Annotated in this window: 21 protein-coding genes; 14 read left to right on the top strand and 7 right to left on the bottom strand. The window is 72.8% G+C overall.

The features are described 5' to 3' along the window. Positions 1 to 12: 12 nt before the first annotated feature. Entirely contained in the window at positions 13 to 669 is a 657-nt protein-coding gene (locus tag PZB77_RS22390; protein WP_275494405.1) for a pirin family protein, read from the bottom strand. A gap of 154 nt (positions 670 to 823) precedes the next feature. Here PZB77_RS22390 and PZB77_RS22385 point away from each other — a divergent pair, with 154 nt between their 5' ends. The 5 genes from PZB77_RS22385 to fabF all read left to right on the top strand — a co-directional run bounded on the left by PZB77_RS22385 (position 824) and on the right by fabF (position 5,728). Next, positions 824 to 2,023: a helix-turn-helix domain-containing protein gene (locus PZB77_RS22385; RefSeq protein ID WP_275494404.1), complete on the top strand. Its 1,200-nt coding sequence runs from the start codon at positions 824 to 826 to the stop codon at positions 2,021 to 2,023. 89 nt (positions 2,024 to 2,112) lie between these two features. Further along, entirely contained in the window at positions 2,113 to 3,027 is a 915-nt protein-coding gene (locus PZB77_RS22380; RefSeq protein ID WP_275494403.1) for an ACP S-malonyltransferase, read from the top strand. An 11-nt stretch (positions 3,028 to 3,038) separates the two neighbouring features. After that, positions 3,039 to 4,040 (top strand): ketoacyl-ACP synthase III, encoded by a 1,002-nt coding sequence (locus PZB77_RS22375; RefSeq protein ID WP_275494402.1) that lies wholly within the window; start codon positions 3,039 to 3,041, stop codon positions 4,038 to 4,040. A gap of 97 nt (positions 4,041 to 4,137) precedes the next feature. Next, positions 4,138 to 4,386: an acyl carrier protein gene (locus PZB77_RS22370; protein ID WP_275494401.1), complete on the top strand. Its 249-nt coding sequence runs from the start codon at positions 4,138 to 4,140 to the stop codon at positions 4,384 to 4,386. A gap of 79 nt (positions 4,387 to 4,465) precedes the next feature. Then, on the top strand, positions 4,466 to 5,728 hold the full coding sequence (fabF, locus tag PZB77_RS22365) for a beta-ketoacyl-ACP synthase II (protein ID WP_275494400.1): 1,263 nt from the start codon (positions 4,466 to 4,468) through the stop codon (positions 5,726 to 5,728). Between the two features lie 102 nt (positions 5,729 to 5,830). On the opposite strand, the gene PZB77_RS22360 is transcribed toward fabF, so the two are convergent. From PZB77_RS22360 to PZB77_RS22350, 3 genes are all read right to left on the bottom strand, one after another. Continuing rightward, complete coding sequence (locus PZB77_RS22360) at positions 5,831 to 6,478, bottom strand: hypothetical protein (RefSeq protein WP_275494399.1); 648 nt, start codon at positions 6,476 to 6,478, stop codon at positions 5,831 to 5,833. Further along, positions 6,475 to 7,287: an alpha/beta fold hydrolase gene (locus PZB77_RS22355; protein ID WP_275494398.1), complete on the bottom strand. Its 813-nt coding sequence runs from the start codon at positions 7,285 to 7,287 to the stop codon at positions 6,475 to 6,477. Before PZB77_RS22355 ends, PZB77_RS22360 begins: the two co-directional genes overlap by 4 nt. A 91-nt stretch (positions 7,288 to 7,378) precedes the next feature. Beyond that, on the bottom strand, positions 7,379 to 7,873 hold the full coding sequence (locus PZB77_RS22350) for a DUF3145 domain-containing protein (RefSeq protein WP_275494397.1): 495 nt from the start codon (positions 7,871 to 7,873) through the stop codon (positions 7,379 to 7,381). A 377-nt stretch (positions 7,874 to 8,250) separates the two neighbouring features. Between PZB77_RS22350 and PZB77_RS22345 the strand changes: the two genes are divergently transcribed. The 5 genes from PZB77_RS22345 to PZB77_RS22325 all read left to right on the top strand — a co-directional run bounded on the left by PZB77_RS22345 (position 8,251) and on the right by PZB77_RS22325 (position 13,735). After that, complete coding sequence (locus tag PZB77_RS22345; protein WP_275494396.1) at positions 8,251 to 9,177, top strand: SGNH/GDSL hydrolase family protein; 927 nt, start codon at positions 8,251 to 8,253, stop codon at positions 9,175 to 9,177. Between the two features lie 9 nt (positions 9,178 to 9,186). Continuing rightward, positions 9,187 to 10,194 (top strand): aldose epimerase family protein, encoded by a 1,008-nt coding sequence (locus tag PZB77_RS22340; protein ID WP_275494395.1) that lies wholly within the window; start codon positions 9,187 to 9,189, stop codon positions 10,192 to 10,194. Positions 10,195 to 10,400: 206 nt separating this feature from the next. Next, a complete protein-coding gene (locus PZB77_RS22335) occupies positions 10,401 to 10,811 on the top strand; it encodes a helix-turn-helix transcriptional regulator (RefSeq protein ID WP_275494394.1) in 411 nt (136 codons plus the stop codon). Between the two features lie 22 nt (positions 10,812 to 10,833). Continuing rightward, positions 10,834 to 11,250, top strand: coding sequence for a VOC family protein (locus PZB77_RS22330; RefSeq protein ID WP_275494393.1), 417 nt, complete (start codon positions 10,834 to 10,836; stop codon positions 11,248 to 11,250). Between the two features lie 85 nt (positions 11,251 to 11,335). Continuing rightward, complete coding sequence (locus PZB77_RS22325) at positions 11,336 to 13,735, top strand: excinuclease ABC subunit UvrA (RefSeq protein WP_275494392.1); 2,400 nt, start codon at positions 11,336 to 11,338, stop codon at positions 13,733 to 13,735. A 190-nt stretch (positions 13,736 to 13,925) separates the two neighbouring features. On the opposite strand, the gene PZB77_RS22320 is transcribed toward PZB77_RS22325, so the two are convergent. The 3 genes from PZB77_RS22320 to PZB77_RS22310 form a co-directional block, all read right to left on the bottom strand. Continuing rightward, positions 13,926 to 14,714, bottom strand: a complete 789-nt coding sequence (locus PZB77_RS22320; protein ID WP_275494391.1) for an EI24 domain-containing protein — start codon at positions 14,712 to 14,714, stop codon at positions 13,926 to 13,928. A gap of 121 nt (positions 14,715 to 14,835) precedes the next feature. Beyond that, positions 14,836 to 15,264, bottom strand: coding sequence for an organic hydroperoxide resistance protein (locus tag PZB77_RS22315; RefSeq protein ID WP_275494390.1), 429 nt, complete (start codon positions 15,262 to 15,264; stop codon positions 14,836 to 14,838). Between the two features lie 51 nt (positions 15,265 to 15,315). Then, positions 15,316 to 16,335, bottom strand: coding sequence for an NADP-dependent oxidoreductase (locus PZB77_RS22310; RefSeq protein WP_275494389.1), 1,020 nt, complete (start codon positions 16,333 to 16,335; stop codon positions 15,316 to 15,318). Between the two features lie 143 nt (positions 16,336 to 16,478). Here PZB77_RS22310 and PZB77_RS22305 point away from each other — a divergent pair, with 143 nt between their 5' ends. The 4 genes from PZB77_RS22305 (at position 16,479) to PZB77_RS22290 (ending at position 20,564) form a co-directional block, all read left to right on the top strand. Continuing rightward, positions 16,479 to 16,982, top strand: coding sequence for a MarR family transcriptional regulator (locus PZB77_RS22305; RefSeq protein WP_275494388.1), 504 nt, complete (start codon positions 16,479 to 16,481; stop codon positions 16,980 to 16,982). A gap of 26 nt (positions 16,983 to 17,008) precedes the next feature. Further along, the gene (locus PZB77_RS22300; protein WP_275494387.1) at positions 17,009 to 17,581 is read left to right on the top strand and encodes a hypothetical protein; all 573 of its coding nucleotides are present in this window, start codon (positions 17,009 to 17,011) and stop codon (positions 17,579 to 17,581) included. A gap of 220 nt (positions 17,582 to 17,801) precedes the next feature. After that, entirely contained in the window at positions 17,802 to 18,839 is a 1,038-nt protein-coding gene (locus tag PZB77_RS22295) for a rod shape-determining protein (protein WP_275494386.1), read from the top strand. A 153-nt stretch (positions 18,840 to 18,992) separates the two neighbouring features. Next, complete coding sequence (locus PZB77_RS22290) at positions 18,993 to 20,564, top strand: GAF domain-containing protein (protein ID WP_275496166.1); 1,572 nt, start codon at positions 18,993 to 18,995, stop codon at positions 20,562 to 20,564. The last annotated feature ends 114 nt before the right edge of the window (positions 20,565 to 20,678 follow it).

Genomic DNA, 20,678 nt, shown 5'->3' with positions numbered 1-20,678 from the left:
CGGTCCCGCCGGTCAGTCCGCCAGTTCCCAGATCAGCACCTGCGCGGCGCTCCCCGCGCACAGCTCCAGCCCTTCGGCCCCGGTGACGCGGGCCGAGTCGCCCGGCCCGAGGTGTTCGCCGCCGAGGGCCACCTCTCCGGCCACCACGTGGACGTACGCCCGCGCCGCGTCCGGGACCGCCGCCCGCTCACCGGCCGCGAGCCGGCGGACGTGCAGTATCGCCCCGGCGGCGGGCAGGGCGTAGGGGGTGGAGTCCGCGATGCCGTGCACGACGGTGTACGCGGGCTCGCCCCCGGCCTCCAGCGGCGCCAGCCACATCTGAAGGAACGTCAGGGGGGTTGTGCCGTCGTTGCGTTCGACGTGACGGACCCCGGCGGCCGCGCTGAGGTGCTGTACGTCACCGGCGCGCACCACCCGGGTGTGGCCCGCCGAATCCTGGTGGGTGAGCTCGCCCTCCACCACCCACGTGACGATCTCGGTGTGGCTGTGCGGGTGTTCGTCGAAGCCCGAGCCGGGGGCGAGCCGCTCCTCGTTGCAGGCGAGGATCGCACCGAAGCGGAGGTTGTCGGGGTCGTAGGAGGAACCGAAGGAGAAGGCGTGCCGGGACTCGATCCCCGCCGCCCGGTCCCCGCCCTCGTAACGGCTCTGCGCTCGGTGTACGGACATCACGCCCCCACCGTAGCCGGGCTCCCGGGAGCCGTCCCTCCCCGGAACGACCGGAAACCGGCCGGACGACCGGAAACCGGCCGCGCGTCCGTGCCCCCGCGTCCGGCGTGCGCCCCGCCCCTCCGCCCCTCTGCCCGGATAAGGCAGTCTTGTCTTCGTGCCCCGACCCGATCCCGCGCAGCGCGCCGCCCAAGACGCCCATCTCCATGCCGCGACCCTGAAACGGCTCGAGCAGTCCTCCGGCAGGCTGTCGGCGAATGCCATCGCCCGCATGGACGAGACGCTCCCGTGGTACCGGGCGATGCCCCCGGAGAACCGGTCCTGGATCGGTCTGGTGGCGCAGGCGGGCATCGCCGCTTTCACCGAGTGGTTCCGCCACCCGGAGACCCCGCAGGCGATCTCCACCGATGTCTTCGGCACCGCCCCGCGCGAGCTGACCCGGGCGATCACCCTGCGGCAGACCGTGGAGATGGTGCGTACGACGATCGAGGTCATGGAGACGGCGATCGAGGAGGTCGCGGCGCCGGGCGACGAGTCCGTGCTGCGGGAGGCGCTGCTCGTCTACGCCCGGGAGATCGCCTTCGCGACCGCCCAGGTGTACGCGCAGGCGGCCGAGGCGCGGGGTGCGTGGGACGCGCGGCTCGAGTCGCTCGTGGTCAACGCCGTGCTCTCCGGTGAGGCCGACGAGGGCGCGGTCTCCCGGGCCGCCGCACTCGGCTGGAACTCCCCCGAGCACGTCTGTGTGATCCTCGGCACCGCCCCCGACGGGGACAGCGAGCTGACGGTCGAGGCCATCCGGCGGTCGGCGCGGGGCTCCAAGGTGCAGGTGCTGACCGGGGTGCTCGGCAACCGCCTCGTGGTCATCGCCGGCGGCAGCGACAACCCGCTCCAGGTCGCCAAAGGGCTCATCGGCCCGTACGCGGCCGGTCCCGTCGTCGCCGGCCCGGTCGTCCCGGACCTGCTGGCGGCGACCCGGTCCGCGCAGGCGGCGGCGGCCGGGCTGAAGGCCTGCGTCGCGTGGCAGGACGCCCCGCGGCCGGTCCTCGCCGACGATCTCCTGCCGGAGCGGGCGATGGCCGGAGACCCCGCCGCGCGGGACCAGTTGGTGGAGGAGATCTACAGCCCCCTGGAGGAGGCCGGCTCCGCGCTCCTGGAGACGCTGAGTGTCTACCTGGAGCAGGCGAGCAGCCTGGAAGGGGCCGCCCGGATGCTGTTCGTGCACCCCAACACCGTGCGCTACCGGCTGCGACGTGTGACGGACGTCACCGGCTGGTCGCCGTCGGATGTGCGCTCCGCCTTCACGCTCCGGGTCGCACTGATCCTGGGGCGCTTGGCCGCCAGGGACGGCCAGTCCTAGACTTTTGTCGGACTTCAACAATTCCCCTGACGGTTCTTCGTCCCTGTCCCCACGGGCGTTCGGGACCGTCCACAAGAGAGAGTGTGAGGGTGCTCGTACTCGTCGCTCCCGGCCAAGGCGCTCAGACGCCCGGCTTCCTGACCCCCTGGCTCGAACTGCCCGGTGCCCGTGACCGCATCGCCGCGTGGTCCGACGCCATCGGGCTCGACCTCGCCCACTACGGTACGAAGGGCGACGCCGACGAAATCCGTGACACCGCGGTGGCCCAGCCCCTGCTGGTGGCCGCGGGTCTCCTCTCCGCCGCCGCGCTGAACGCCTCGCCCGCCGTCGTGGCCGGGCACAGCGTCGGCGAGATCACCGCCGCCGCCTTCGCCGGTGTGCTCGACGACGGGGCGGCGCTGCGCCTGGTCCGTACGCGGGGGCTCGCGATGGCCGATGCCGCCGCGATCACCGAGACCGGCATGGCGGCGCTGCTCGGCGGCGACCCGGAGGTCACGGTCCCGCACCTGGAGGGCCTCGGGCTGACGCCGGCCAACGTGAACGGCGGCGGCCAGATCGTCGCCGCGGGCACGGCCGCGCAGATCGCCGAGCTGACCGAGAACAAGCCGGAGGGTGTGCGCCGCGTGGTGCCGCTCAAGGTCGCCGGGGCGTTCCACACGCACCACATGGCGCCGGCGGTGGAGCGGCTGCGCGAAGCGGCGCAGGGCCTGAAGGTCGCCGATCCCACCGTGACGTACGTGTCGAACGCGGACGGCAGGCCGGTCGCCACCGGCGCCGAGGTCGTCGAGCGCCTGGTCGGTCAGGTCGCGAACCCGGTCCGCTGGGACCTGTGCATGGAGACGTTCCTGGGGCTCGGGGTGACCGCGCTCGTCGAGGTGTGCCCCGGTGGCACCCTCACGGGGCTCGCGAAGCGCGCGATGCCCGGCGTACAGACCCTCGCGCTCAAGACACCCGACGACCTCGACGCGGCCCGGGCGCTCATCTCCGAGCACGCGTCAGCCTAAGGAGCACGAGCATGTCGAAGATCAAGCCCAGCCAGGGCGCCCCGTACGCACGCATCATGGGGGTCGGCGGTTACCGCCCGACCCGTGTGGTGCCGAACGAGGTGATCCTCGAAACGATCGACTCGTCCGACGAGTGGATCCGCTCCCGCTCCGGCATCGCCACCCGGCACTGGGCCTCCGACGAGGAGACCGTGTCCGCCATGTCCGTGGAGGCCGCCGGCAAGGCCATCGCCGACGCGGGGATCACCCCCGAGCAGATCGGCGGAGTGATCGTCTCCACCGTCTCGCACTTCAAGCAGACCCCGGCCGTCGCCACCGAGATCGCGTACAAGATCGGCGCGGGCAAGCCCGCCGCCTTCGACATCTCGGCCGGCTGCGCGGGCTTCGGCTACGGCCTGGCCCTCGCCAAGGGCATGGTCGTCGACGGTTCCGCGGAGTACGTCCTCGTCATCGGCGTGGAGCGGCTCAGCGACCTCACCGACCTGACGGACCGGGCCACGGCCTTCCTCTTCGGCGACGGTGCGGGCGCCGTGGTCGTCGGTCCCTCGCGGGTGCCGGCCATGGGGCCGACCGTGTGGGGTTCCGAGGGCGACAAGTCGGACACCATCAAGCAGACCGTGGCGTGGGACGAGTTCCACGCCGAGCGCCCGGAGAAGTTCCCGGCCATCACGCAGGAGGGCCAGGCGGTCTTCCGCTGGGCCGTCTACGAGATGGCCAAGGTGGCCCAGCAGGCGCTGGAGGCCGCCGGGGTCTCCCCGGAAGACCTGGACGTCTTCATTCCGCACCAGGCCAACATGCGGATCATCGACTCGATGGTGAAGACCCTCAAACTGCCGGAGCACGTCACCGTCGCCCGCGACATCGAGACGACCGGCAACACCTCCGCCGCCTCGATCCCGCTCGCGATGGAGCGGCTCCTGGCGACCGGGCAGGCGAAGAGCGGCGACACCGCGCTCGTCATCGGCTTCGGGGCGGGTCTCGTCTTCGCCGCGACGGTCGTTACTCTCCCCTAAGGCTTTTCGCCCGGTCCGACCGAGAAGAACCGGCCACACCGGAACTTCCCGTCCGGACGCCAGAACCCCAGCAGACAACCCACGAAGGAGCGCCCACATGGCCGCCACCCAGGAAGAGATCGTCACCGGTCTCGCCGAGATCGTCAACGAGATCGCCGGTATCCCGGTCGAGGACGTCCAGCTGGACAAGTCCTTCACCGACGACCTGGACGTCGACTCGCTGTCCATGGTCGAGGTCGTCGTCGCCGCCGAAGAGCGCTTCGACGTCAAGATCCCCGACGAGGACGTCAAGAACCTCAAGACGGTCGGCGACGCCGCCGCCTACATCCTGAAGAACCAGGCCTGATCCCAGGCCGGTTCGTGTGTCGCCACCCGGCGGTGGCGCCGCTGATTCACGACCCTCTACACGTGGAGAAGATTTTCCAGTGAACTCGACCAATCGCACCGTGGTCGTCACCGGTATCGGCGCAACCACTCCGCTGGGTGGCGACTCCGCATCCACCTGGGAAGGGCTCATGGCCGGTCGCTCCGGCGTCAAGCCCCTCGAAGGTGAGCGCTTCGCCGAACTGCCCGTCCGGATCGCCGCGTTGGCTGCGGTGGATCCGGGCGAGGTACTGCCCCGCCCGCTCGCCCGCAAGCTGGACCGCTCGGCGCAGTTCGCGCTGATCGCGGCCCGCGAGGCGTGGGCGGACGCCGGCTTCACCGGCAAGGCCGGTGAGGACGAGAAGATCCAGCCCGAGCGGCTGGGCACGGTCATCGCCTCCGGCATCGGTGGTGTGATCACGCTGCTCGACCAGTACGACGTGCTGAAGGAGAAGGGCGTACGCCGCGTCTCCCCGCACACCGTCCCCATGCTCATGCCGAACGGCCCGGCGGCCAACGTCGGCCTGGAGGTCAACGCCCAGGCCGGTGTGCACACTCCGGTCTCTGCGTGTGCGTCGGGCGCCGAGGCCATCGGGTACGCCGTCGAGATGATCCGTACCGGCCGTGCCGACGTGGTCGTCGCCGGTGGTACCGAGGCGGCGATCCATCCGCTGCCGATCGCGGCGTTCGCCAACATGATGGCGATGTCCAAGAGCAACGACGAGCCCGAGAAGGCCTCGCGTCCGTACGACACCGGCCGTGACGGCTTCGTCCTCGGCGAGGGCGCCGGCGTCGTCGTCCTGGAGTCGGCCGAGCACGCCGCCGCCCGCGGCGCCAAGGTCTACTGCGAGGTGCTGGGCCAGGGCCTGTCGGCCGACGCGCACCACATCGCGCAGCCCGAGCCGACCGGCCGGGGCATCGCGGCCGCGATGCGCAACCTGCTGGACACGACGGACCTCAAGCCGTCGGAGATCGTCCACCTCAACGCGCACGCCACGTCCACGCCGCAGGGCGACGTGGCCGAGCTGAAGGCGCTGAGCGCGGTGCTGGGCGACGACCTCGACCACGTCGCGATCTCCGCGACCAAGTCGATGACGGGTCACCTGCTCGGTGGCGCGGGCGGCATCGAGACCGTGGCCACGGTCCTCGCGCTGCACCACCGGACGGCCCCGCCGACGATCAACATCGAGAACCTCGACGACGACGTGACGGCGAACATCGTCCGCGACAAGCCGCAGCCGCTGCCCGAGGGTCCGATCGCCGCGATCAACAACTCGTTCGGCTTCGGCGGCCACAACGTGGTGCTGGCCTTCCGCAGCGTCTGATCCGTTCCTCCGGCCGTCCCTCGCGGGACGCTCGCTCCCGTACGGCGAAGCCCGCCTCCTCCGGTCTCCGGGGAGGCGGGCTTCGCCGTGTCCGGGCTCCCCTCACCCGCGCCCGGGGGCGATGATCACCTCGCTGCCGACCGGGACGAACCCGGCGGCGAGGAAGGCGCGCAGGGAGCGGGCGTTGCCCGGGGCGACGGCCGCGAAGACGGGCCGGCCCCTCGGGACGAGCGTGAGGGCGTCGGCCAGCAGACCGCGGCCCCGGCGCGGACCGCCGGCGGCTGGGGCGTCCGGGTGGTGGAGTTCGAGGCTGATCTCCAACCGGCCGGCGAGCCCTTCGGCGAGGGTGATCAGGCCCCGCTCGTCCCCGTGCACCGTGACGTTCCTGCGGATCCGGCGGGCGAACAGCACGCGTGGGTGGCCGTCGTGGGCGTCCAGGGGGCCGAGGCGGGGTGGCCCGCCGGCGCCGGGGGCGGTGAGGGTCGCGTCGGTGACGCCGACGGTGCCGTGCGGCCCCGCGAGCAGCCGCAGGAAGTCCGGTGCGAGCGAGGCGCCGTAGCCGTCGGGTCCGGCCGCGCGGACCTCGTCGGCGGGGAGCGCGGTGGCGACGACGGCGTGGCCGGTGAAGGCGACGGAGCACTCCAGCCCGCCGGGCAGGGGTTCCACCACCGTCACCCCGCCGTCGACGGGCGGGAAGCGTCCCCCGGCGGCCGCCAGGAAGAGGTCCAGCAGCGGATGGGGGCCGCTCACGCCCCCTTCACCCGCGTGGCGAGGAAGTCGAGCAGGACGGCGTTGAAGCGTTCGGGCTGCTCGGCTCCCGGCAGGTGGCCCGCGCCCTCGATGACGTCGAGCCGGGCGTGCGGGGCGTGGCGGTGCAGCTCCTGCGCGTCGGAGAGCGGGGTGTACACGTCGTCGGCGCCGACGACGATGAGTACGGGGATGTCGGCGGCGGCCAGCACGGGCCGGAGGTCGGCGCGCTCGGCCCGGCCGCGGAGTGCGGCGGCCGCCCCGCGCGGGTCGGTGGACCCCATCATGGCCAGCACCTTCCGGGCGACCTCGGGCTGGGCGGTGACGTTGTAGTCGGCGAGCATCTTGTCGATGACCTCGGCGGCGTACCCGGCCATGCCCTCGGCGAGGAGCCGGTCGGCGAGCGCGTTGCGGTACGCCTTGCCCTCCTCGGTCTCGGGCGGTGCCGAGGTGTCGGAGAGCACCAGGGCGCGTACCCGTTCCGGGTGGAGGCGGCGCAGCTCCAGGGCGATCTGACCGCCCATCGAGACCCCGCCGGCCACCGCGTCGGCGAGGCCGAGGTGGTCGAGGAGGGCGGCGAGGTCGTCGGCGAAGTCGCCGAGGCGGACCGTTCCCTCCGTCACCTCGCTCGCACCGTAGCCGCGCAGGTCGGGGGTGATCACCCGGTACCCGGCGGCGGTCAGCGCCCGGACCTGCGGGGCCCAGAGCGTTCGGTCGAACGGGTGGCCGTGGATGAGGAGGACGGGGATTCCGCCGGAGGGTCCGGAGTCGTCGTGCCGGAGGGTGGCGCCTCGCACCTTCATGAAGGTCATGGGCGCGCAGCGTACCCAGGCGGCGGCGCGCGGTCCCCCGGTTGTTCACCATGCGGTCCGCTGCGCCGGCTCCACCCGACGGCTCCGGGCGTCAGACCACCTGGTGGAGCCAGCGGACCGGGGCGCCCTCTCCGGCGTGCCGGAAGGACTCCAGCTCGTCGTCCCAGGGCTTGCCGATGAGCCCGGCGACCTCCGCCTCCAGGTCGCTCTCCTCGCGCAGGGAGCGCATCAGGGCGGCCCGCAGCCGGTCCTCGGGGACGAGGATGTCGCCGTTCATGCCGGTGACGGCGTGGAAGATGCCGAGCGTGGGGGTGGAGCTGTAGCGCTCGCCCTCGGCCGTGGAGCACGGCTCGGCGGTCACCTCGAAGCGGATGAGGTCCCAGCCGCGCAGGGCGGAGGCCAGTTCCGACGCGGTGCCGGCGCGGCCCCGCCAGGAGAACTCGGACCTCCAGGTGCCGGGCGCGGCCGGCTGTCTGATCCAGTCCAACTGGACCCGCACTCCGAGTACGCCCGCGACCGCCCATTCGATGTGCGGGCAGAGCGCGCGCGGTGCGGAGTGTACGTACAGGACTCCACGTGTCGTCACCGGAACCTCCCGTGTGGGACGAGGTACGCCTTTTCCAGCGGCCTCGCGCCCGTACCGCCTGTTCCCGGCCGGTTCCCGAGGTTGTCATCAGTAAACAGCATCGGGAGATAATCTCCAGAAAACGGACAGTATGTGACGTGAGGTAACTTACCGGACCTCCCGCGCGGGCGCGGGCGGCCGCTGTCGCTGGTCCGACGGGAAAAAGCTACCGTGCGCCGGGGGCGGACGTGTGACGTACGGTCGGTCCGGGGCCCCTCGATCGCCTGCTTCCACCCGGCGGGGCGCGCCCGGCGCACGCCTGCGGGTGCGGGTGTGCCGGGGGCGACGACCAGGGGCCACGACCACGGGCATGGGCCAGCAACGACCGGAGGTAGAGGATGCCGGAACGCACACGGCCGTCTCGCCGCACCCGTTCCGCCGTCACCGGATGGGCGGTATGGGCGTGCGCCGGCGCACTCGCGCTGACGGGCTGTTCCGCCGGATCGGACGGGGGCGCGAAGAGCACGCCCCGGGGCGAGGGGCACACCCCGGCCGCCGCGCCCGCCGGTCCGGTGTGGGACCGCCACCCCGGTTCGGTCGCGGCGGTCGGCGATTCGATGACCCGGGGTTTCGACGCCTGCTCGGTGCTGGCCGACTGTCCCGAGGTCTCCTGGGCCACCGGCACGGACGGCGCGGTGCGCAGCCTCGCGGCCCGCCTCCTGGGCCCGTCCGAGGTGGCGGCGCACAGCTGGAACCACGCCGTGTCGGGAGCCCGGATCGCCCAGTTGCCGGAGCAGATGGCCGAGGCCGCGCGGGAACGTCCGGAGCTGGTGACGGTGATGATCGGCGCCAACGACGCCTGCCGGGGCTCGGTGGAGTCGATGACCCCCGTGGAGGACTTCCGGTTCTCCTTCGACCTGTCGCTGCGGCAGCTGCGGGCCGCCGTCCCCGGTGCGCAGGTGTACGTGGCCAGCGTGCCGGACCTGTGGCGGCTCTGGTCCACCGGCCGCCGCAACCCGTTGGGCAAGCAGGTGTGGAAGCTCGGGATCTGCAAGTCGATGCTGGCCGACGCCGACGACCTGGGCATCGCGGCGACCGCCCGGCGGGCCGCGGTGCGCGAGCGCGTCGTCGCGTACAACAGGGTGCTGCGCGAGGTGTGCGCGAAGGACGACCTCTGCCGGTACGACGGCGACGCGGTCTTCGACTACGCGTTCACCGGCGCCCAGCTCAGCCCGTGGGACTGGTTCCACCCGGGGCGCGACGGGCAGGCCCGGCTGGCGGAGATCGCCTACCGCAATGTCACGGCACCGGCCCCACCAGCGTAAAGTCCGATCATGAGTACGGTGACGACGATCAGCAGCGACGCATTCGGCACCCTCGCGGACGGCACGTCCGTGGAGCGCTGGACCCTGGAGCGCGACGGGGTCCGGGTACGCGTGCTGACGTACGGCGCGATCGTGCAGTCGGTGGAGGTGCCCGGGCGGGACGGGGCGGCCGGCGAGGTCGTCCTCGGCCTGCCGGACCTGGACGGTTACGTCACCCACGCGTCGCCCTTCTTCGGCGCGGTGTGCGGCCGGTACGCGAACCGCATCGGCGGGGCCGCCTTCACCCTCGACGGCCGCACCCACCGGCTGACCGCCAACGAGGGCCCCAACCAGCTGCACGGCGGGGCGCGCGGCTTCGACAAGCGTGTCTGGACGGCCCGTGAGGCGGCCGGCGGCGTGGAGCTGCGCCTCGTGTCCGAGGACGGCGAAGAGGGGTTCCCGGGGCGGCTCGCGGTCACGGTGACGTACACCCTGGAGCCGGGCGGGGCGCTGCGGATCGGCTACCGGGCGACGACCGACGCGCCGACCGTCGTGAACCTGACCAACCACACGTACTGGAACCTCGCGGGCGCCGGCAGCGGCAGCGCGCTCGGGCACGAGCTGCGGATCGCGGCCGGGCGGATCACCCCGGTGGACTCCGCCTCGCTGCCGACGGGCGAACTCGCCCCGGTGGACGGCACCCGGTTCGACTTCCGCGGCCCCAAGCCGGTGGGCCCCGGGTACGACCACAACTACGTGCTGGACGCCCCGGGTTCCCCGGACGGGGGCGGCGCGGCGGCGGCCGAGCTGTACGACGCGGGTTCGGGGCGGGTGCTGACGGTCCGTACCACCGAACCGGGCATCCAGCTCTACACCGCCGACCACCTGGACGGCACCCCGTACGTGCCGTCCGCCGGCATCGCGCTGGAGACCCAGCACTTCCCGGACTCGCCGAACCGGCCGGAGTTCCCGAGCACCGTGCTGCGGCCGGGCGAGGAGTACGTCTCGACGACGGAGTACGGCTTCTCGGTGCGCTGAGAGGGCTCCGGGAAGGCGAGGGAGGAGCCCCGCGGCGGTGTCAGGTCCGCCGCGGGGCTCCTCCGTGCGTGGACCGTCCCGAGCCCGGTACCTACCCCGGTTCGGGCCCGGTCATCCCTCCGGGTCGTGTCCGGCGCGGGGGGCCGGGGTCGTGGATCGCGCGAAGGGCCGGGCGCGGCCCGCGGGCCCTGTGCGAAGGTGGCCGGATGACGTCGTTGGAGGACCTCCGCGGGCTGCGCCGGGCCAGGGACCGGATGGACCGCGAGTACGCCCGGCCGCTCGACGTGCCCGCGCTGGCGCGGACCGCCCTGATGTCCGCCGGCCACTTCTCCCGGAGCTTCAGGGCCGCCTTCGGGGAGACTCCGTACAGCTACCTCATGACGCGCCGGATCGAGCGGGCGAAGGCGCTGCTGCGGCGGGGTGATCTGTCGGTCACGGACGTCTGCTTCGAGGTCGGCTGCACCTCGCTGGGCTCGTTCAGCTCCCGCTTCACCGAGCTGGTCGGCGAGAGCCCGAGCGCCTACCGGGCGCGGTCCCACGAGGAGGGCGCCGCCGTCCCCGCCTGCGTCGCGAAGATCCACACGAGACCGGTCAGGAATGGAGAAGCGAAACGATGACCCCGCCCGTAGCGTGAAACGCATGGACATCAACCTCTCCCAGTGCTTCATCGCCGTCGACGACCACGACAAGGCGCTCCCCTTCTACCGCGACGTGCTCGGCCTCGAAGTCCGCAACGACGTCGGGTTCGAGGGGATGCGATGGGTGACCGTCGGCTCCCCCGCGCAGCCCGGCGTGGACATCGTGCTGGAGCCTCCGCTGGCCGACCCCTCCGCCTCGGCCACCGACCGGCAGGCCGTGGCGGAACTGCTCGCGAAGGGCCTGCTGCGCGGGGTCATCTTCACGACCGACGACGTCGACGCCACCTTCGAGCGCATCCGCGCGGCGGGCGGCGAGGTGCTCCAGGAGCCGATCGACCAGCCGTACGGCGTGCGTGACTGCGCCTTCCGCGACCCCTCCGGCAACATGCTGCGTTTCGCCCGGTCCCGCGGGAAGTGACGCACCCGCCCACCGCCCCGGTCGTCCGCGGACACGCGGACACCGCGACGCACCACACCACACCACACCCGCAGGAGGAGAGAGCATGAGCAGGGCCCAGGGAACGGATCGACGGACGGCCGGGGAGCGCGGCGCGGACGGCCACGATCTGATCCGGGTGCACGGCGCGCGCGTGAACAACCTCAAGGACGTCAGCGTCGAGATCCCCAAGCGGCGGCTGACGGTGTTCACCGGGGTCTCCGGGTCGGGCAAGAGCTCGCTGGTCTTCGGCACCGTCGCGGCCGAGTCGCAGCGGCTGATCAACGAGACGTACAGCGCTTTCGTGCAGGGCTTCATGCCGACGCTGTCCCGTCCCGAGGTGGACGTGCTCGACGGCCTGACCACGGCGATCCTCGTCGACCAGCAGCGGCTCGGCGCGGACCCCCGCTCCACGGTCGGCACCGTCACCGACACCCACGCGATGCTGCGCATCCTCTTCAGCCGCCTCGGCGAGCCGCACATCGGTCCGCCCAGCGCCTACGCGTTCAACGTCCCCTCGGTGCGTGCGAGCGGTGCGATCACCGTCGAGCGCGGCGCCAGGAAGACCGTGAAGGCGACCTTCGACCCGACCGGCGGCATGTGCCCGCGGTGCGAGGGCCGGGGCTCCGTCTCGGACATCGACCTGACCCAGCTCTACGACGACTCCAAGTCGCTCGCCGAGGGCGCGTTCACCATCCCCGGCTGGAAGTCCGACAGCTTCTGGACCGTGCGGGTCTACGCCGAGTCGGGCTTCCTCGACCCGGACAAGCCGATCCGCGACTTTACGGAGAAGGAGATGCGGGACTTCCTGCACCGGGAGCCGACCAAGGTGAAGGTGGAAGGGGTCAACCTCACCTACGAGGGGCTGATCCCCAAGATCCAGAAATCCTTCCTGTCCAAGGACAAGGAGGCGCTCCAGCCGCACGTGAGGGCGTTCGTGGAGCGCGCGGTCACCTTCACCACCTGCCCCGAGTGCGCGGGCACCCGGCTCAGCGAGGGTGCGCGGTCCTCGAAGATCGCGCGCGTCTCCATCGCCGACGCCTGCGCGATGCAGATCAGCGATCTCGCCGTCTGGGTGGGCTCGCTGGACGAGCCGTCGGTGGCACCGCTGCTGGCCGCGCTGGGGTCGACGCTCGACTCGTTCGTCGAGATCGGGCTCGGCTACCTCTCGCTCGACCGCCCGGCCGGCACCCTCTCCGGCGGGGAGGCGCAGCGCGTGAAGATGATCCGCCACCTCGGTTCCTCGCTGACCGATGTCACGTACGTCTTCGACGAGCCCACCATCGGGCTGCACCCGCACGACATCCAGCGGATGAACGGCCTGCTGCTGAGGCTGCGGGACAAGGGCAACACCGTGCTCGTGGTGGAGCACAAGCCGGAGACGATCTCCGTCGCCGACCACGTGGTGGACCTGGGCCCGGGCGCCGGTTCGGCGGGTGGCACGGTCTGCTTCGAGGGGACCGTGGAAGGGCTGCGGAAGAGCGGTACGGTCACCGGCCGCCACTTCGACGACCGGGCCGCGCTCAAGGAGGAGGTGCGCGCGTCCACCGGGGCGCTGAAGATCCGCGGGGCGTCGGCCCACAACCTGCGCGACGTGGACGTGGACATCCCGCTCGGGGTGCTCACCGTCGTCACCGGGGTGGCCGGTTCGGGCAAGAGCTCGCTGGTGCACGGTTCGCTGCCCCGGCAGGCGGGGGGCGAGGACGTCGTCTCGGTGGACCAGAGCCCCATCCGGGGTTCCCGGCGCAGCAACCCGGCGACGTACACCGGGCTGCTGGACCCGGTCCGCAAGGCGTTCGCGAAGGCCAACGGCGTGAAGCCGGCGCTCTTCAGCGCCAACTCCGAGGGGGCGTGCCCCGGTTGCAACGGCATCGGGGTCGTCTTCACCGATCTGGCGATGATGGCGGGGGTCTCCTCGGTCTGCGAGGAGTGCGAAGGCCGCCGCTACCAGGCCGCGGTGCTCGAATTCCGGCTCGGTGGGCGGGACATCAGCGAGGTGCTGTCCATGTCGGCCGCCGAGGCGCGGGAGTTCTTCTCCGGGGGTGAGGCGGCCACACCGGCGGCGCAGCGGATCCTCGACCGGCTCGTCGACGTCGGACTCGGATACCTCACCCTGGGGCAGCCGTTGACGACGCTCTCCGGCGGTGAGCGCCAGCGCCTCAAGCTGGCGACGCACATGGGCGTCAAGGGCGGGGTCCTGCTGCTCGACGAGCCGACCACGGGTCTGCACCTCGCCGACGTCGAGCAGTTGCTCGGTCTGCTCGACCGGCTCGTCGACGCGGGCACGTCGGTGATCGTCGTGGAGCACCACCAGGCGGTCATGGCGCACGCCGACTGGATCGTCGACCTCGGTCCCGGCGCGGGCCACGACGGTGGACGGGTCGTCTTCGAGGGCACCCCGGCCGAGCTGGTCGCAGCCCGGTCGACGCTGACCGGGGAGCACTTGGCGGCCTACGTCGGGGGCTGAGCCGCTACCGGCCCCCGGAACGCCCGGGTGGGGTACGGGAGGAGAACACGCTCCGGCGTCCGCGGGAGGCGGGGGCAGGACGGGCACGTCACCTGCGGGCCCGACGGCGGAGGGGCACGCGTCGTGCGGCCGCGTGCGGCTCGGGGCGCGGGGAGCCGGGGCGTGGGGGGATCCGCCGGGGCGGCGGTCCCTACTCCTCCTTCACGAGCGAGGCGACCGGCGCGGGGCGTGCGGCGGCGTCGTCCGCGTCGACGAGGTCGCGGACGAGGAGGGTGGCGCCGGCCACCGCGCCGGGCATCAGGAACACCGCGACGACCGGGACGAGGAAGGCGAGCGTCAGCGGGACGCCGAAGCCGAGGACCAGCATCCGCCGGCGGCGCAGCAGGGCGAGGCGGGAGCGCAGGTCGCGGCCCCGGCGCTGGAGGGCGACGGAGGTGAGTTCCTCGGCGAGGAAGTAGCCGGAGACGCAGAACCCGAGGACGGGGACGACCGTCTGCCCGGCCACCGGGATGAACCCGAGGGCGAAGAGCGCGATGCCGTAGAGGGAGACCCGCACCAGGATCCGTACGGAGTCCCGGGCGGAGATCCAGAGTTCGCGCCAGAGCGGCATACCCGATTCGGGGACCTCGCCGCCTTCGCTGCGGTCGACCTCCTCGGAGAGCGACTCGTAGAACGGCTGGCCGACCAGGAGCGTCACGGCGGTGAAGGTGATGACCGCCAGGAACAGCCCGAAGGCGAAGACCAGAACGGTCAGCGTGTTGCGGAGCAGACCGAGCCAGGGCGAGGACCAGTCGTCCGCGAACGGGGTGGACCAGTCGGCGAAGTCGTCGGCGCCGTAGGCGAGTCCGACGAGCGCCCCGGCGTACAGGACGAGCGTGATCAGTCCGGGCAGCAACCCGAAGCCGAACCAGCGGCCGTGCCGGCCGACCCAGCGCTGGCCCTTCATCAAGTAGCCGAATCCGGCCCCGAGATCACTCATGGGGTCAGGGTACTTGCGGGTCCGCGGGGAGCGGACGGGGGCCCGTCGAGGGCGACGCCCCGCGGGGCCGCGCCCCCGGGGTTCCCGGGGGCGCGGCCCCGCGGGGCGTGACCGGACCGGATCAGGCGACGATCAGGTCGACCTTGATGTTGCCGCGCGTGGCGTTGGAGTAGGGGCAGACCTGGTGGGCCTGCTCGACGAGCTCCTGCGCGGTGGCCTTGTCCAGCTCCGGCAGGGAGACGGTGAGCGCGACCTCCAGGCCGAAGCCGCCCGTGTCGGCCTGACCGATGCCGACCGAGGCGGTCACGGTCGAACCGGCGATGCTGATCTTCTTCTGCCGGGCGACGACACCGAGGGCGCTCTGGAAGCAGGCGCTGAACCCGGCCGCGAAGAGCTGCTCGGGGTTGGTGCCGTTGCCGCTGCCGCCCATCGCCTTCGGCGGGTTGACGACGACGTCGAGGTTCCCGTCGTCGGAGTGGACCCGCCCGTCACGGCCGTTCTCGGCGGTGGCGACGGCGGTGTACGCGACGGTGATGTTCGGGATGCTCATGCGGTGATTCCTTCTGCCGGTGGGGGCGGGCGGTCCGGGGACCGTCCTGGATCAGACGAGGGAGACGATCATCTTTCCGGTGTTCTCGCCGCGCATCAGGCCGTCGAAGGCGTCGAAGCCGTTCTCGATGCCCTCGACGGTGGTCTCGCGGTACTTGAGTTCGCCCGAGGCGAGCCAGCCGGCCGCCTCCTCGACGAACTTCGGCCGGAGCGCGGTGTGGTCGCCGACGAGCAGGCCTTCCAGGCGCAGCCGCTTGCCGATGACCAGGGCGAGGTTGCGCGGGGCCGGGGTCGGCTCGGTGCTGTTGTACTGGGCGATCATGCCGCAGATGGCGGCGCGGCCGTGCACGTTGAACGACGAGATCGCGGCTTCCAGGTGCTCGCCGCCGACGTTGTCGAAGTAGACGTCGATGCCGTCGGGGGCGGCCTCGCGGAGCTGGTCGCGGACCGGGCCGTTCTTGTAGTTGAACGCGGCGTCGAAGCCGTACTCCTCGACGAGGAGCTTGACCTTCTCGTCGGAGCCGGCCGAGCCGATGACGCGGGAGGCGCCCTTGAGCCTGGCGATCTGGCCGACCTGGCTGCCGACGGCACCGGCGGCGCCGGAGACGAAGACGACGTCGCCCTCCTTGAGGGAAGCGACCTCCAGGAGGCCGGCGTAGGCCGTGAGGCCGGTCATGCCGAGCACGCCGAGGTAGGCGGAGAGCGGGGCGACGTCCGGGTCGACCTTCGCCACGCGCTCCCCGGGGACCTCGGCGTACTCGCGCCAGCCGAGTCCGTGCAGGACGTGGTCTCCGACGGCGATTCCCTCGGCGTTCGAGGCGACGACCTCGCCGACCGCTCCGCCGTCCATCGGCTGGTCGAGCTGGAAGGGCGGGGTGTAGGACTTCACGTCGTTCATCCGGCCGCGCATGTAGGGGTCGACCGAGAAGTACAGGTTGCGGACGAGGACGTGGCCCTCGGCCGGAGCCGCCACCGGCGTCTCACGCAGCGCGAAGTCCTCGGCCTTCGGCCAGCCGTGCGGACGGGCGACGAGGTGCCATTCACGGCTGGACGTGGGAAGTGCTGCAGACATGGGCTCGGGTTCTCCTCGTTCTCGTGTGCGGGGGGACCGTACGGGGTGAAGGCGGGGCGTACGGGAGGGAAATGCTTCACCACATGAAACAACCATGCTCCTGAATATTTCACCTTGTCAAGTAACTGGGTATCCTGTGTGTCATGACCACCCCGCGCACGGATCCTCTGACCCTCGAAGTCGTCGAGCTGATCGGCACCGTCGTGGCGCGCTACTACGAGGAGTACGACCGGGCCGCCGCGTCCTTCTCGCTCACCGGGGCACAGGCCCGCGTCCTCGGTCTGCTGTCCCTGGAACCGATGCCCATGCGCAAGATCGCCCAGAAGCTGAAGTGCGAGCCGTCGAACGTGACCGGCATCGTCGACCGGCTGGAGCTGCGCGAGCTGGTCGAGCGCCGTCCGGACCCGCACGACCGGCGGGTGAAGCTCGCCGCCCCGACCGAGAAGGGGCGCCGGACCGCGCTGCGGCTGCGCGAGGCCCTGCACTTCGCCCGCGAGCCGCTGGCCGGGCTCTCCGACGCGGAGCGCGGGGTACTGCGTGACCTGCTGCTCCGGATGCTGGGCGCCGAGGGGACGGACGCCGCGGTCGGGACCTCCGGGGGCGCCGGGACCGCCGGGACCGCCGGGGACCCCGCCACCGAAGCCTGAGCGCCGGGGGCGCCGGGCGGGGCAGGATGGACGGCATGACCGCCGCCCCCTTCGGACCGCTCCAGTTCCAGCTCGTCCTGCTCCGCCGGATGGCCGACCACCAGCCGGGCCTCGCCGAGGACGCCCGGCACGAGCTGAGCGCGAGCCCCGCCGAGATGCGCGAGGCGAACCGCCGCTGGCAGGCCATGGTGCGCGGCCCGGGCGGCCGGGGTGCCCTGCGGCGCTACCGCGCGGTGCTCGGCGAGCCCGAACGCTCCGTCCGCCGCACGGTCGGCGATCTGGAGTGCGACGCGCTCTCCTGGACGCTGCCGCTCTGGCCGGATCTGCGGTTCGAGGTGATGGCGGGCCCCGGCGGGGCCGTCTGGAACGCCTGGCTGGTCCGCGCGCCCGGCGCCCCGGGCCCGGAACTGCGCGGCGCGGCCGACCTCACGCCGTGGTCCTGCACGGTGGACGAGGTGGCCCGGGCCTTCGCACCGGCCCGCCCCGCGGAGGGCAGCGCGCCGACCCGCTGGGCTCTCGCCTTCACGGACCCGGCGACGGGCGCCCCGTACGTCGCCGAGTTCACCTGGGGCCTGTTCCAGCGGTTGCTGCCGGGCTGAGGGCCGCTTCCGGTACCGGCGGCTGCTGCCGGGCCGAGGGCCGATTCCGGTACCGGCGGCTGCTGCCGGGCCGAGGGCCGCTTCCGGTACCGGCGGCTCCGGTCCACCGCACCGCACCCCCAGCGGCGTACCCCAGCGCGCGCCCGGCCCCCGGGCCGCCCACGATGCGAAGGAGAGCCGGCTGCCGCCGGGACCCCACCAGCTCTCGGGAGAACCTGCCGTGACCGTCAGCCTTGAGCAGTTGCGCCGTTGCCACATCGCCGTCGACCTGGGGGCCGCGAGGACCCGGGTGTACGTGAAGGGGCTCGGGCTCGTCGTCGACGAACCGAGCGTCGCGGCCGTCAACACCCGCACCGGATCGCTCATCGCGGTGGGCACGCTCGCCGAGCAGATGACCGGCCGCACCCCCGGGTACATCCGGGTGGCCCGGCCGGTGTCGGGCGGCACCGTCGTGGACATCGAGATGGCCCAGCGCATGCTGCGCCACCTCATCGGCGACAAGCTCCGCCGCCAGCTGCGCCGCAAGCCCCGGCTGCGGGCCGCCGCCTGCACGCCGCACGAGGCCGATCCGCTGGCCCAGCGCGCGACGGTGGAGACCCTGGTCGGGCTCGGCGCCCGCAGGGTGGAGCTGGTGGACACCCTGATCGCGGCGGCCGTCGGCTGCGGGCTCCCGGTCGCGCAGCCGACCGCCACCATGATCATGGTGTGCGGGGCGGCCACCACCCAGATCGCGGTGCTCTCGCTCGGCTCCATCGTCACCGCCGTCCGCATCCCGATCGGCGGCAACACCATCGACAACGCGGTGATCCAGCACCTGCGCCAGCACCACCAGCTGATGCTGCCGAGCCAGTCCGTGCGCCCCCTGCAACTGGCCCTCAGCGGCAACGGGCTGACGGCGCAGGGGCCCGCCGTGACCGAGATCCACGGCCGTGATGTGGCGACCGGGCTGGCCCGCTCGGTGCAGGTGGACACCGCCGCCGTGCGCCAGGCGATCCACACCCCGCTCACGGCGGTGCTGGACGGACTCGGCAAGGTGCTGCGGGACTGCCCTCCCGACCTGGTGGCCGACCTCGCCGACCGGGGCATCATGATGGTCGGCGGCAGCGCGCTGCTGCCGGGCTTCGACCAGCTGCTGCGCACCGCCACCGGGATGCCGGTGGCCATCGCCGAACGGCCCGACACCTGCTCGATCCTCGGCCTGGGCGCGATGCTGGACGGCACGGTCGAGCCGATGGTCCTCAACCCGCTCGCCGGCTGAGCGCACCGCGGCCGGGGCGAGGCAGTGGCGCGGGAGCACGACGCCGGTGCGTCGTCCGGTCCGGACGACGCACCGGACCGGCCGGAGCCGGCGCGCGGTACGGCGGACGGGCCCGGGGAGTCCGGGGGCGACCGGCACGCGTACGCGCCCCGGCTGCCCCAGCTGCTGGAGGCGGTGCTCAGCGTCGGCACCGATCTGGGCCTGGGCACCACGCTCCAGCAGATCGTGGACACCGCCTCCCTGCTGACCGACGCGCGCTACGGCGCCCTCGGGGTGCTGGACCCCGAGTCCGGCCGGATCACCGAGCTGTACACCGCGGGGCTGGGCGACGAGGAGCGGCGGCGCATCGGTGCCCTCCCGGACGGCCGCATCGGCGTGCTGGGAGCGCTGATCCAGGACCCCCGGCCGCTGCGCTCCGACGATCTGACCCGCGACCCGCGCTCGGTCGGGGTACCGCCGGGCCATCCGGTGATGCACACCTTCCTCGGCACGCCCGTCCGGGTGGACACCGAGGTGTTCGGCAACCTCTACCTCGCCGAGAAGAGCGGCGGACGGCCGTTCACCGACGCCGACGACGCGCTGTTGCGGGTGCTGGGCTCCCAGGCGGGCATCGCGATCAGCAACTCCCGGCTCTACGAGTCGGCCCTCCAGCGGGAGCGCTGGCTCCAGGGGTCGGCGGCCGTCACCACGGCGCTGCTCACCGGGACGAGCCGGGCACAGGCGCTCCAGACCGTCGCCGAGGGGGCCCGGGTGCTCGCGGAGGCGGCGGCGGGCGTGATCCTGCAGTCCCGTGCGGACGGCGGCATGGAGATCGTCACCGTGTCGACCCTGGAGGACCCGGCGGGCCTGCTGGGTGCCACGATCGCACCCGGCTCCCCCGTACTCGTCCATCTGCTGGGCGGGGAGCCGGTGTTCATGGACGACGCGGCGACCGACCCGCTGATGACGACGCCGGTACGGCACCGGTTCGGGCCCAGCATGATGCTGCCGCTGGAGAGCGGTGGCCGGCTGATCGGCACCCTCGCCCTGCCCCGGCTGCGCGGCGGCCGGCCCTACACTGCGGCGGACCGGCTGCTGGCGACACAGTTCGCCTCCCAGGCGGCGCTCGCCCTGGTGCTGGCCGACGCCCAGCACGACCGGGAGCAGCTCGCGGTCTACGAGGACCGCGACCGGATCGCCCGTGACCTGCACGATCTCGTGGTCCAGCGGCTCTTCGCGACGGAGATGACGCTGGAGTCGGCCCGCCGCCGGGCGGTGGCGGCGACGAAGGCGCCGGAGTGGACCGGGGACACCGGGAACGCGGAGAAGGCGGACGGTCTGCTGGTGCGGGCCGTGGACGAACTGGACTCCACGATCCAGGAGGTGCGGACGACGATCTTCGCCCTCCAGCAGCCGCCCGCGGACGCCCCGACGACTTTTCGCGGCCGGGTGCTGCGGGAGACGGCGGGCGCCTCGGCCCTGCTCGGTTTCCAGCCGTCGGTACGTTTCACGGGGCCGGTGGACGCGCTGGTGGGCGAGCCGGCCGCGACCGAGCTGCTGGCGGTCCTGCGGAGCGCGCTGGCCGCCGCCCACCGCAGGGAGGGCGTCTCGGCGATCGAGGTCGAGGTGGACGCGACGGCCCGGCTGCCGGACGGCCGGGGCGCGGTAAAGCTGCGGGTCGAGGGGGACGGGCGGGACGAGGACGGTGAACGGCCGCGACCCCTCACCTGGCAGGCACCGCTCTGACGGCTCGGACACCCCGGACTCACTCCTCGGACGCCCCGGACGCCCCGGACGCCCCGGACGCCGGGGGACCGGCGCCCCGGACCGGTGCGGCCGAGCCGGTCCGGCCGGTCGGCG

This window comes from Streptomyces sp. AM 2-1-1 (assembly GCF_029167645.1).
GTDB lineage: Bacteria > Actinomycetota > Actinomycetes > Streptomycetales > Streptomycetaceae > Streptomyces.
Note: the sequence above shows the minus strand (reverse complement) of the source record. Positions and strands in the feature narration are given on the sequence as shown.